This is a genomic window from Winogradskyella forsetii, from assembly GCF_013394595.1.
GTDB lineage: Bacteria > Bacteroidota > Bacteroidia > Flavobacteriales > Flavobacteriaceae > Winogradskyella > Winogradskyella forsetii.
Genome location: NZ_CP053348.1, coordinates 3,000,864 through 3,013,285, shown reverse-complemented (window position 1 = coordinate 3,013,285; position 12,422 = coordinate 3,000,864). Strand labels below are relative to the sequence as shown.

Genomic DNA, 12,422 nt, shown 5'->3' with positions numbered 1-12,422 from the left:
TAATTTTATCATTTTTAAGTCTTCACGTTTTGAACGTACGTACTAAATAATTACAGAACTAAGATTTAAGAATATCAATCATTATATCCATTTCATCAATAAGTTTATCGGTTGAGCCATTATAGCCAACAGACCTGAATTTTATTTTGCCGTCTGGTCCTATGATAATTTTTGTTGGAATTCCGGTTACTTCATATTTGTCTGCCACTTCAAAACGAGTTGAGCCTTCAGGTTGTATATCATAAACGATATGAAAATCATATTTATTTTCAGAAATGAAATCTTCAACGAGTTGTTCTTTGTTTGCTCCACTTTCAAAAGTATCCACAAACAGCAAAGTTACGTTCTCATCATCTTTGTATTTAGTCACCACTTTCTGCATACCGGGAAAAGAGGCTTTGCATGGCCCACACCAAGTTGCCCAAAAATCCAGAATCACAATTTTTCCTTTTAAGTCGTTCAAAGCAATATCTTTACCTTTAGTATCCTTAAGGGTAAATTGTGGTGCTGCCTCATCTATCATTTTTGATCTGATGTCAGCAACACTTTTGTTATACCCTTCTTTTTCTAATGCGGCTAATTTTTCATTGACGTCTTTGGCTGAGGGACTTACATTTAGGTAAGCTTTTTTATAAGCTGCTTTTACATCCTCATTACCATTACCGAGCTTTATGAATTTGGCTGCTTTATCTAGTACAGACTCATATTGTTCGTCTGCCATCAAGTAACTTATATATCTTGCATTTGCCTCTGCATCTTGTGCCTTTGGGTCGTGTGCCTTTTCTTGGTAGGTTATGGCTTCCTTTACGTTTCCTTGTTTAAATTGTATCAGTGCATAGGTATCTGCAAACATACTGTAAGATGATTCTAGGCCTTTTTCGTAATTTCTCTGCGTAGCATAATCAGGTTTTCCATTAGGATCTTTTTGTAGCGCTTCAATAATACTGAGGGATTCTTTGGATAGTTTTTCTGCAACATCAAGTTGTTCTCCCTTCTCTGCATAGGACCATGCCAAATTGTTTAGGCCATAAGCACGTCTGTTTTTATCGACCATCATTTGGCTATACTTATCAAAATTAGCCAAATCGTCTTTTTCTAAATAGAGGTATGCTAAAGAGCTAGCCATACCATCACTAAAATTATCCATTCTAGGATTGCGTTTCATGTAGGTTTCAAAAATTGCTATCTTTTTGTCTAAATCAGTTTCAGTATTAAACTGTTTTGCTAACTCTAAATTTGCAGTAGTTCCATTGGGAAACTTTTCAATTAATAGTGCTCTTAAAGAATCGGATTTTGTTGTTTCTCCAATTGTATTATTGAAATTCATCAAGTTTGTATAATCTTCTTCAGATTTACTGGCTTTTTCATTGAGCTCCACTAAATAATTATCAATAAGTGTTTTGCCTTCGGCTTTATTGTTTTTATAGGCTAAATTTAGATACGCTGTTTCCCATTTATTTTTAAGGTCCGCACTTGAATCCATTTCTGTTTTTATAGCTTTGGCAACATCAACTGGGTCTGCTTCAATACCATAGAAACTCCCGTTTCTGACAGAATAGAAGGCCGCAGCTGAATTACTGCCAGGAATTGGGTTGCCTTCCTTATTATATAATGGCATAATATAACCAGCCTTATCATTGTTGTCGTAATCTTCGCCTACTTTAAAAAAAAGCGCAATGGCATCAGCAGAATCAGGGATTTTGATAGCGCCTTTTATCTCGTTTTCGGAAGCTTCATAGTCAATATCGACAGGATAGTTTTTTGTACCAACCATATAATTGTAAAAAGCGTCCGTAACATTGTCGTTTTTATAAGTGATTTCCAGCATTTCGCCAGGCTGCGGCTTTTCATTGGAAATAGTAAGCTGTCCAATAGTTTTAGAGTTAATTTTCTCTTCTTGCTTATCATTTTTGCAAGAGAGTATTGTTAGCATTAAAAATGCCAAGAGCGTGATCTTTTTCATTTTATAATAATTAAAAATGTTTATTTAAAGATATGAATAAGAACTAAGACTCAAAAGAAATATTGATTTTAAAAGCTAGTGGATAACGTGAATATTCTAAAATGATAATCGTATTGAATTATGAATTCATTCTTATACCTTTAGATTTTATTCAAATTCCTAAACATCCAAAAACCAACCACCAAAAATAGTCCAAAACCTAAGGTAAACAACCAAGCGTCATAGTGCTGAAATGGCGCCATGATAATATTTAAAATATCTAAAAACAATAGGTGTGGCTGACTAATAATTTCCCAAGAATTATAGCGTAAAAAGCGACCAAGATAGACTCCAAATCCACATAAAAATAGAATGCTAATGCTAATCGTTTCAATGGGCAATTTTTCAAATTTAGATTTAACAAGTTTTTGCATATCCAAAATTGACATATAAAAGAGTAATAAGCCGCTCAGTGCAAATGATAAAATCACTAAAATATCGAGCCATAAAAGAGAGTCGCTTCCTATTCTAATATGAATAAGGTCTGTAACAATATAGGGTGCATTTGGCAAAAATGCCAACCAAACCAATGACCACAACGTCAGTTTCAATTTACTGAGATTGGGTTTGGTGCTGAGGTACATAGTTATGGTATAAGGTATGATGGCCAAAAACACATTCCAGATTAAAAACAAAAAGAAAAAGGATTTGTTCAATTTCATGCGTACCATCAATAAAATAACACTGAAGGTTAAGGCCACGCTAATGAGTGATAAGGTTCTAAACCGTGTTTGAACGATAGTTTTTAGTGTTTCCATAATCTGATATTTTTTGAGTTTTGTACTTTGGAAATCGAAGATTCAATGCCTAAAACTGTTAGAATTCCAAGGGTATAAGCTAATAAATCCGTGACATGAAATGTACTGCCGAAAATAAGTTTTGCCGTAAAGCTATCTTCTAAATTGAAGTAGCTTAAGAATGGTGTGAGCTGAAGAAACTCAATCCCATAAGCAATCAAGAGGACTACCAAACATGAAGCCCTCACATTCAAGTTGGTACATCCTCTGATAATTGCATATAGTAAAATAACGATGAGATAATCGCCAAACGTATAACGAATAAATCCAGTTTTTATGATGAAAGCAATGGCCAATTCCACTAATAACAGAAAGTGTGCCAAGGCCAAATAATTTTTGCTAAATTGAAGCTTCATGTTGAAATAATTTTAAATTTATTTAATGACGATTTTATCGCCTAAAAATTTGGGTTCTACATTAAACAGTATATCTAAACTTGCTTTGGCACGTGCCAAATATTCTCTCGCAGGTGTTTTATAAACGTCTTTTGCATTGTAAGCCACAGCATCAATGCCATAATGTTGAGCGATGTAAATGGCACGCTGGTTGTGAAAGCGCTGTGATATAATAGTGATAGCATTCTGACCAAAAATTTCCTTGGCCCTAACAATGGAATCCAAAGTTCTAAATCCTGCATAATCTAAAAATATACGTTCAGCAGGCACACCTTTTTCGATCAAATCGCTTTTAAAATCCGTGGGTTCGTCGTAGCCTTTTCTTCCATTATCACCACTGACTAAAATGTAGTCTATTTTTCCGGCTTTGTAAAGATCAACCGCCGCTTCTACTCGGTATTTGTAAAACAAGTTGATGTTTCCGCTTGGGGCGTATTTACTTGCGCCAAGAACAAGTCCGACTTTGTTTTTCGGAATAGTATCGATGTCATTATAGTTGAACCCTTTGGCTTTATAGCTTATCCAATGGAAAGTTAAAAACACACCAACGGCCGCACAAACTCCTGATAGGATTAAGATTTTTAATTTTTTCATTCCCGTCCTAACCTTCCCAATGGGAAGGAATTTTATTAGTTATAATTAAGACTATGTAGTTCATAATTAATCGTTCTTTATAAAAAAGTTTTATCATGATGCTAATTTGAGGTTTATTAATTCAGGCTTCGGAAAAATGGCAGCTCTAAAATCTGAAATGGAAACCGTTAATAGTTTCTGATAATCGAAATGATGAAACGCATGCGCGGCCTTTCCTGTTTTGAAAGATTTATAATAGTATTTATAGTAATCTGGCAAAATGGCAATACCAAGAAGTATGGCGCCATACAAATAGGGACTGCGTTTTCCGTTGCCATAGCATAAACATTGTAACGCAATTTCGTCTTCTACTTTGGTGCTATAGCCACAAAGCACATGGTAACAATCGTGACGTTCTACTTTAGGTATCAATTCGAAATTATTTGTATCCAAGAATTCTCCCAAATGGCGACCAAAACTCGGTTCGGGGAACTTAAGTAAATCGGACTTGCTAACGTTCCAAGGCTTATGATTTTTGAATAACGACGTGTATATACGTTGCGAATGTTCAAATAGCCAAATAATAAGTTGCTTTCGTTTTTGCTTTACGATTTTGAAGAGGTTGTTCATGGTAATTCGGGTTGTTGAGGTTCTAAAGTGTTATTGAGGTTTTTCTTGAATCTTGAAGGGTACTTTATTTTACGACTCCATATAAAAAGTGAGATAAAGAACACGGAACTGAAATAGTAGATCGCAAATATGCTTCGGTCTAATCCTATAATGGCTAAAATGCAGAGTGTGAATAAACAGATAATGTAATACGGAAAATAGAGCTTAAATATCTTAATTATATCTTCTGAAGTTTTAGCTGACCAAAACATACACGAGACACTTAGTCTTAAAATTACAAATGTAAATCCGCCAACAATTACGAACGCGATTAGGATTAATCCAGCCATTTTATTTAGCGTTTAATTTGAAATTATCATACTTTAATTCTTGCCAATTGTTGGTTCGCAATTGATACACGTATTTATTGTATTTCGATTCTATACGTTGAATGGCGTCATCGTCTAATTTTTTATCTTGAAGCTGCTCACTTAGTAATAAGGTGTTGTTATCCGATAACTCTATGAGATAACCAAAATCCATGGATTGCGCATAGTTGAAGTTGTAATTGGTGATATGATAATCCCAATTTATAGTGCTGGAAATAATGAGGATGATAAAAGCCGCTTGCGTATTTATGCGAAATAAATACCAATTGTTTTTCACATTATAAATTTTTAATAGGGTGGTTACAAGTCCGATGGTGGTAAGCATTAAATAGACCAAAACACCAATACGCTTATAGGTCAAACCAAAATAATAGATGTACTGACCGTTTTTAAAAACGATACTCAGCACCAACAGCATATTTAATATAATCCATGTGAAGGCGAGGCGTTTAAGGATTGTGTTGTCTTCATAAAAATTAAGATTGCCTCTAAACACATACAGTAGAATCATTATGGCAATGACAATGGAAGCAATTAAGGCATTGATGCCGCTATGCACTTGTGCCGAATACACCGAAGCTCTAATATCTTGCTGTGCTGTTAGAAAAGCGATATCCGTAATTAAATACAGTACGATTAAAGCGTTTAAAAGTGAAATAAGGATAACACCTAACTGGTTTTCTTGTTTTAATTTTGGAATGGAAAACGTATCCGTTTTGAATAAATTATTATCAGTTTTTAAATCGATTTCCGTTGCAGGTTCCACTTCGATTGGTGCATAAATATTGTTGAATAAATAATAGCCCAAACCTGCAACTAATACCCATTGCACATTTATAAATCCGAAATCTATGGCTTCAATTAAGTTACTGAAAACAGGATTTCCATCTTTGTAAAGTGCAATAAAGGCCACAACAATAACTGCAGGAATCAGGATAATTTTTACCCAATGTAAATAATCGATCTGTGTCTTTTCTTCAGCTTTTGTTTCTGGTTTTGGAAGTGCAAAATTCCGATGGAAAAAACCTGCAATGGTGGTGTATAAACCATTGAGCCAATTCACATAAATGGAAGATTTAGTTTCGGAAAGCTGTCCGATTAAGGTGAAAAAGGCCACTAAGTTGGCAATTACCGAAAGTGTGGAGCTATGGAAAAACATGGTTAATCCCGTTATGAGGTAAGCGATAGTGTAGATAATGGTTTTCCGATTCTTAAACTGTGATTGATTATTAATAAAAAGAATTACAACCGTAAGCAAACTAAATAGAAACAGGTTGAGTCCAATATTTTGGTCGTAGAAGAAGGTACTAAATAAAAGGGCTGAAATGAAGAGCATTAATTTTTTCATGGTTTTTTGTCTTAAAGTACTTTGAATTACAAAGTAAATGGTTAAAAAAAATGCGACGTACTGAACGTAGTCGAACTATTGTTGCGTTAATTTATGATGATGTTATATTCAATCGTTTGATTTCTTGTTTATAGGCTGATGGTAAAATGATATCTTTTAATACCCAATCGATTTTCAAACTTCGACAAATTTTATAGATAGGAATAAATGGTGCTAGTAACGATTGTTTTCTAAGTTTCAATAATTCCCTTACGGTATTTGGTAATAAAAGTATCTGCGATTCCAATAATAGGCGATATCTAAAAATCCCTAAATGTTTTCGGTATTGCTTGTATAGATCTTTGGTGTAATGTCCGTTTTTTAAGTTTTGATTCAAGTGATCATTTCGTGTTGTTTGAAAGTCGGCATAGGTGAGTGGAAGGTTTTTCAATCCCATCCTTTGACCAACATTTATGAATACATTGAGTACGTCTTGCTTTTCTTCTATGTGTAATGGTCGCTCTAAGATTTCATAAGAACGAATGGAATAATCGATCAACATAAACAAGACATCCTTATAGGCCCATTCTGGAATTGCTTCGCCACGTTTATTTTCAACAGCAGTGTGAATTGCCGTAATATGATCAATAGCTTTTATCGCAGCATCTTTTTCTGAAAACACAATGGCTTTTGCATAATTCACGGTTGAAAACAATCTGCCCAAAGGATCTGACGGTAACTTACCCGTAAAATAAAGCCAATCCACAGCCTTGTTCAAAGCAAATTCTGCAGAAGCACCAGCAAAAACCAAAAGAATGGTGTCGCTTGTTCCCCAGATCTCCCTGACGATTGAATTTTTATTTACAAATGGTTCTGATGGCATTGTGTTCCTATTCTGTTTTATTGATTAATTTTTCTAGTGCTTCGATATGTTTTTTAAACTCTGCTTTGCCAAGTTTTGTAACACTGTATCTTGTGTTTGGTTTCCGACCAATAAATTGTTTTTCAACTAAAATATAGTCTGCTTTTTCCAACGCTTTGGTATGGCTTGCCAAATTCCCGTCCGTTGCACCTAATAATTCCTTTAGCATGTTAAAATCGGCGTACTCGTTTACCATAAGAATTGACATGATGCCAAGCCTGATCCTGTGGTCAAAAAGTTTATTTATGTTTGTGATTATGCTCATTAATTAGCTTCCTCCTAGGGGTGTGTTGAAAATACCAACCGCAAGTTCAACCCATATAATCATTAAAATTGCGATAATAATGATTGTAATTAATATGCGCTTATTTTTAAATTTTACTTTTTCGAAAATAAAGTCAATGGCTAAGCCTGTAATAGTCAAAAGTGTTGCGGCCACAATAAAATCAAATACCGTCCAATTCACTTCTTGAGTAAATTGCATGGCTATTAAAGGTACTAACAATATTAAAATTATTAGACTTGAAATTGCTATTCGTCTTTTGTTTAGAAAATCCATAATAGAATAAGTTTATTTAGTATCATATTTAAAATGCATCCAAGTCCCATAAATAATGTGCATAATTCCAAATCCTAGGACCCAAAGCCAAAAGCCATAACCTGGATAATAACTCGCGATTAAGCCCAATATTATTTGAATAAAGCCTAGATATTTGATATCGCCAATACTATATTTTGACGCACTGACTAAAGCTAAGCCATAAAAAATAAGCATTAAACCTCCCGTTTGTCCGTATCTGCCTTGACTCAAAATGATCAGGCAATACACACCGCCAACGGCAAGTGGAATTAGAAAATTATAAAGTAATCGTTTAGAGGACGTATCCCAAATTTTTTCATTATTTGTTTTGGCTTTTCGTGTGGTCAGTATAATTCCTGTAACCGCACTTAACAGCGCCACCATGAAGAGTACAAACATAACCGTCCAAAATACCCAACCGTAAAAAATGTACAAAGTACCATTGCTAAAATTTATGACGAGCCAATAGGCAATTGCAGCACCAATTAAAGCGTAAATTCCTGCGAGGACTCCCGATAATCCACTTAAGGAAATAAATCGTGAGGATTTATTCATAAGATTTTTAATCTCACTAATGTCTTTTAGATAATCTTTTTCGCTCATAATTAAAAGTACTTTGAAATACAAAGTAAAATAAAATATTCCATCTGAACAAATTTATTTTCGAGATTTGATTAAATTTATCGAGAGGATAGAGGATAGAGGATAGAGGATAGAGGATAGAGGATAGAGGATAGAACAAATAAAATAGAATTAAAGCCTTAACTAATTGGCAAATGTAACAGACAATAGATTAAATATGCAGGATAACTATTGGCTGAAAATCTCTCGAAAAGGCACAAACCAATCTGCCAGGCAGGTGCTAGAGGAATAAACGAAAATATTAATCACGGAGCACTTTTTCTTTCCCCTTATGGGGAAATGTCCGCAGGACAAAGGGGCTTGTAACAATAAACAACTATGATAGAACTACTATTAGCCATTGCAAATATTTCCGGAGGCATTTTACTCGGTCTAGCCACCTTGGACAAATGGGATGGCGAACGCGATTTTTTTAATAAAATAGCTGGCTTTTTAGCACCCTTTCAAACAGCGATTGGGATTGCTTTAATCGTATTGGCGATACTGGAGTTTTGGGATGGTCTGTTATTCAATATCGTTAGTATACTAGGCGGTATTTTATTGTTGACTCATGTATTTCAAAAAGTACCTGCCTTAGAAACTAGTTTAAGAAAGCTGTCGGCAAAGTTGATGCCTTTTAAAGCGATCATTGGTATTGCACTTATTGTTATTGGAATATTAGGTCTGTTTTAGAAAAACTAAGGAGAAAGTAATTTTACTTTAAACTTTAGTAATGCTAATTGACCATCGGAAACGGTCAAATTTTTTCTTCGCTTATCTCTGTAGGGAATAAAAGCTATAAAATTTCCATTTTCATTTATAAACTCTATTTCATCCGAAAGACCTGTATTGTCAAATGAGTAATAATAAGTTGTTTCTTTTTTAATACTCGAAAAGACCAATTTAATTACTGAATCTTTTTTAGTGGTGATGTAGCCATTTGTTTTATTCTCAAGTTTTAGTCCTGAGGTATGGTAGGCACTGTAAAAGATTGGAAAATTAAAGTAATCAGTTTTTGAAATAGGTTGGTCTAATAATTGCCATTGCTTGTCGTCAGGGAAATGCGTCAGCACTAATTTTTCGGGGTCAATCATAAAATAAGTATCTGAGAAATTGAAAAATTTGGAGTTATATATACTGTTTCCTGTTGACCAAGTCGCGTCTATAAGGTACCACTGGCCATCAATCTTTACGGCATTCCAAGCATGATTTGAAGTGCTTCTTTTTCTCCCAATCTCTTGAACATAAGTTTTAGCATAGCCAGTAACTACGGCAGAGTTGATGTTTAAATCTCTTAACACTTCTGTTAATAATCTTGAATAGCCCTCACAAACTGCAGACTTTTTCCTCAGCACTTTTCGAGCTAATTTTCGATTGTAAACATGAAGCTTTGCCTCATAATCTGCTTTGGATTTTGAACGGATTTTTTTATTTTTTTTATTTTTTCGGAATGTTTTATAGTCGTAAGTGATATTATTTGCGATCCAAAAATATACGGCTCTAGTTTTTTCAATATCAGTTTCAAAATCATGTCTAATTCTATTGGCAAATTGTTCAATGGATTTAAACTTTTTAGGATAAGTACTTACAATAGAGTCAATGCTTGCGTAGCTTTGTGAAAAACTGAGTTGAATTGAAATTAGAAAAAAGATTAGTAAAAAAGATTTCATATGGCTAATTTAGACAAAAATTATTCCAGTTTTGAATCCAGCCGAAGCACATATCCTCAAACAAGCTGAACCTTACAAATCCATTTATTTGCATTTGCAAGTATTGATAGAACACACCTTACCAGAGGCAGATCTGTTGTACAAATGGAAAATGCCTTGTTACTACATTGATAAGCGTCCAATATGCTACCTCAATAAAAGTAAAGATTATGTCGATGTCGGTTTTTGGCATTCTGCACATTTATCAAAAAAGTGGGACGCCTATTTAATTACCGAAAAACGTAAAGTCGTAAAATCATTACGATACAAAACACTGGACGATATTGATGATGCCGTTTTTATTGCAATTTTAAAAGAAGTAGAAGGTATGAAAGAGAAGGGGTTTTATAAGAAGAATTAGTTCCCCATTGTCCTTCGGACATTTCCCCAAAGGGGTAAATTGGCAGTCTTCAGCCTGCCCGTACCGAAAAGGCACGTTCGGGCGGGTCTGCAGTCACAGTTAAGGAGAAAAAGTTATTATGTTGTTTAGGTTAATTAGTCGAAACTCTAAAAGGCTCTGCGAATCTCCGTGAAACCTCTGCGAATCTCTGCGTAGTTTTTCTTTACGTCTTTGCTGCCGAAGGCTTTCGGTATTGCTTGAGATTTTCAGTTGGCAGTCTTCAGCCTGCCCGTACCGAAAAGGCACGTTCGGGCGGGTCTGCAATCACAGTTAAGGTGAAAATGTTATTATGTTATTAGCTTAACTAGTCTAAACTATTAAAGCCTCTGTGAATCTCCGTGAAACCTCTGTGTAATCTCTGCGAAATTTTTATTTGTGAAACTTTGTGTAACAAGGTTAGTTAACCAATTGGAATTTGCCATTTAAAGTTTTGAATTTACTTTACCAACCACATCCCCAAAAAAACAGCCAAAAACCCAACCACAAAACTAGCAACCGTATAAATGGCAAAACTCATGAAGTCACCCGATTTCAAAAACACATGATTCTCATAAGCAAAAGTAGAAAAGGTCGTAAACCCTCCACAAAAACCAGTCGCTAATAGTAAAGTCTGACTTTGGGAAAGCGTTTCGTTTTTAGTCGCCAAACCAAGAATAATCCCGATTAATAAACTCCCCAAAATATTAGCCGCAAACGTACCATAAGGAATTCCAGTTTCAGAATTATTGAGCCATTTCCCAATGATAAAACGGAGTACACTTCCAAAACCACCACCAAGGAAGACGAGTATGAGTTGTTTCAAATTTTAGTTTTTTTATTCAGTGTTCAATCCAGTTGGCAGTCCTCAGTAGACAGTCCTCAGCCTGCCCGTACCGAAAAGGCACGTTCGGGCGGGTCTTCAGTTGGAATTCTGCAGTAATTCAGTCCTCCGTCATCTGTCATCCATCTTCCGTCAATTTTCAAACTCCACACTCCACACTCCAAACTCCAAGCTACATGCTTCCCGCTTCCAACTTCCCGCTTCCAACTCACTCCACCTCCACATAAATCTCAGTTATCCATTTCGCAGGATTCGGTTCACCCATAGGATCTGTAATATAAGTTTCGAGCATCGCGCCACCTTCAACCATTTCTAAATTATTGTCAGCAATATAAGTCATAGTGGTTTCCCAAGCTTCATTCAGATTGGAATAATTACCTTTTAAAACGGTTTTTACAGTTTTAAAAGATTCTAGTTTTCCTGTTAAAATATCAGCGTCGTCAGTAACCACTTTAGAGTTCGTTGGTACGCAACACGAAAAAATAACCGCATCATTCTCTTCATCCCATTTATGGTACAAAATAAAAGGTGATCCAGCCATGGTAATGTTATGCGTTGTGGCATAAGCACCAACTTCGGGCAACATTGTTTTCATGTTTTGTTCAAAATCACTGAACTTACAAGAGGTGGTATTGTAGAGGTAATAACCACCACTATGCTGAGTGACCCCTTGGACATTAATACTATAGACTTTCATTTCAGCTTGAACCACACTATCCAATAAGGTTAATCCCCTTTCATAATGAGGGCCAATTTGCGCTTCCATGCCTCCCATAAATGCCGAAAACATTTTAAAACCAAATGGTAAATCCTTACCAGAAATAGTCCAAGTGACATCTGTTGTACCATCGTCGTTTGGCTTAAATTCCCAATTCACATCAGACTTTGGCATGTCCTCAAATTGCATTTCTTGGGTAATGGAAGATTTTGGATTGGTAGCAATCGTCTTCATAGTGCCAACACCATCTTCATCTTCCCAAGAATAAGAACCACCAACGCCTTTGGTTTGTTCTGAAAAAGTCATAACGATTTCAGGATTTTCCTCCTTCCAAGAGTTCCAAGCTTCCCAGTTCTTAAAATCAATCACATTGTTATACACCACAGATTGTGGTGCATTTATGGTTTTGGTGCGCGTAACTTCAAACGAATTTGGTTGTACCGCAATATAAATTGAAACGCCAATCACAAGGATGAGCAGCAGCAATAACACATATTTTAAGATTTTCATTTTTTGACTTTATGGGTTGTAGTAGATCAAATATAATCATTTTATGATAT

At 35.2% G+C, this 12,422-nt stretch carries 15 protein-coding genes; 2 read left to right on the top strand and 13 right to left on the bottom strand.

The window, feature by feature from the left end:
• Positions 1 to 58: 58 nt before the first annotated feature.
• The 10 genes from HM987_RS13090 to HM987_RS13045 form a co-directional block, all read right to left on the bottom strand.
• Positions 59 to 1,963: a TlpA family protein disulfide reductase gene (locus tag HM987_RS13090; protein WP_179008515.1), complete on the bottom strand. Its 1,905-nt coding sequence runs from the start codon at positions 1,961 to 1,963 to the stop codon at positions 59 to 61.
• A gap of 140 nt (positions 1,964 to 2,103) precedes the next feature.
• The gene (locus HM987_RS13085; protein WP_179008514.1) at positions 2,104 to 2,760 is read right to left on the bottom strand and encodes a DUF1361 domain-containing protein; all 657 of its coding nucleotides are present in this window, start codon (positions 2,758 to 2,760) and stop codon (positions 2,104 to 2,106) included.
• Positions 2,748 to 3,155 carry a ribosomal maturation YjgA family protein gene (locus HM987_RS13080; RefSeq protein WP_179008513.1) on the bottom strand — a complete coding sequence of 136 codons (408 nt, stop codon included), beginning with the start codon at positions 3,153 to 3,155 and terminating at the stop codon, positions 2,748 to 2,750. The genes HM987_RS13085 and HM987_RS13080 overlap by 13 nt, the downstream gene beginning before the upstream one ends.
• Positions 3,156 to 3,173: 18 nt before the next feature.
• Positions 3,174 to 3,788, bottom strand: a complete 615-nt coding sequence (locus tag HM987_RS13075; RefSeq protein WP_179008512.1) for a SanA/YdcF family protein — start codon at positions 3,786 to 3,788, stop codon at positions 3,174 to 3,176.
• A 93-nt stretch (positions 3,789 to 3,881) separates the two neighbouring features.
• On the bottom strand, positions 3,882 to 4,397 hold the full coding sequence (locus HM987_RS13070) for a Coq4 family protein (RefSeq protein ID WP_179008511.1): 516 nt from the start codon (positions 4,395 to 4,397) through the stop codon (positions 3,882 to 3,884).
• Positions 4,398 to 4,727: 330 nt separating this feature from the next.
• The gene (locus tag HM987_RS13065; protein ID WP_179008510.1) at positions 4,728 to 6,113 is read right to left on the bottom strand and encodes a DUF4153 domain-containing protein; all 1,386 of its coding nucleotides are present in this window, start codon (positions 6,111 to 6,113) and stop codon (positions 4,728 to 4,730) included.
• A gap of 91 nt (positions 6,114 to 6,204) precedes the next feature.
• Complete coding sequence (locus HM987_RS13060) at positions 6,205 to 6,975, bottom strand: oxygenase MpaB family protein (protein WP_179008509.1); 771 nt, start codon at positions 6,973 to 6,975, stop codon at positions 6,205 to 6,207.
• Positions 6,976 to 6,982: 7 nt separating this feature from the next.
• On the bottom strand, positions 6,983 to 7,279 hold the full coding sequence (locus HM987_RS13055; RefSeq protein WP_179008508.1) for a winged helix-turn-helix domain-containing protein: 297 nt from the start codon (positions 7,277 to 7,279) through the stop codon (positions 6,983 to 6,985).
• Positions 7,280 to 7,282: 3 nt separating this feature from the next.
• On the bottom strand, positions 7,283 to 7,573 hold the full coding sequence (locus tag HM987_RS13050; protein ID WP_179008507.1) for a hypothetical protein: 291 nt from the start codon (positions 7,571 to 7,573) through the stop codon (positions 7,283 to 7,285).
• Positions 7,574 to 7,585: 12 nt separating this feature from the next.
• Positions 7,586 to 8,197 carry a hypothetical protein gene (locus HM987_RS13045; RefSeq protein WP_179008506.1) on the bottom strand — a complete coding sequence of 204 codons (612 nt, stop codon included), beginning with the start codon at positions 8,195 to 8,197 and terminating at the stop codon, positions 7,586 to 7,588.
• Between the two features lie 357 nt (positions 8,198 to 8,554).
• Between HM987_RS13045 and HM987_RS13040 the strand changes: the two genes are divergently transcribed.
• Positions 8,555 to 8,908 (top strand): hypothetical protein, encoded by a 354-nt coding sequence (locus HM987_RS13040; protein ID WP_179008505.1) that lies wholly within the window; start codon positions 8,555 to 8,557, stop codon positions 8,906 to 8,908.
• 5 nt (positions 8,909 to 8,913) lie between these two features.
• Here HM987_RS13040 and HM987_RS13035 read toward each other — a convergent pair whose 3' ends face one another.
• The gene (locus tag HM987_RS13035; RefSeq protein ID WP_179008504.1) at positions 8,914 to 9,885 is read right to left on the bottom strand and encodes a transglutaminase domain-containing protein; all 972 of its coding nucleotides are present in this window, start codon (positions 9,883 to 9,885) and stop codon (positions 8,914 to 8,916) included.
• Positions 9,886 to 9,916: 31 nt separating this feature from the next.
• Here HM987_RS13035 and HM987_RS13030 point away from each other — a divergent pair, with 31 nt between their 5' ends.
• Complete coding sequence (locus tag HM987_RS13030) at positions 9,917 to 10,285, top strand: DUF1801 domain-containing protein (RefSeq protein WP_179008503.1); 369 nt, start codon at positions 9,917 to 9,919, stop codon at positions 10,283 to 10,285.
• A gap of 475 nt (positions 10,286 to 10,760) precedes the next feature.
• On the opposite strand, the gene crcB is transcribed toward HM987_RS13030, so the two are convergent.
• Together crcB and HM987_RS13020 are read right to left on the bottom strand one after the other, a co-directional pair.
• Entirely contained in the window at positions 10,761 to 11,126 is a 366-nt protein-coding gene (gene crcB / locus HM987_RS13025; protein ID WP_179008502.1) for a fluoride efflux transporter CrcB, read from the bottom strand.
• Between the two features lie 226 nt (positions 11,127 to 11,352).
• A complete protein-coding gene (locus tag HM987_RS13020; RefSeq protein WP_179008501.1) occupies positions 11,353 to 12,372 on the bottom strand; it encodes an SRPBCC family protein in 1,020 nt (339 codons plus the stop codon).
• Between the last annotated feature and the right edge of the window lie 50 nt (positions 12,373 to 12,422).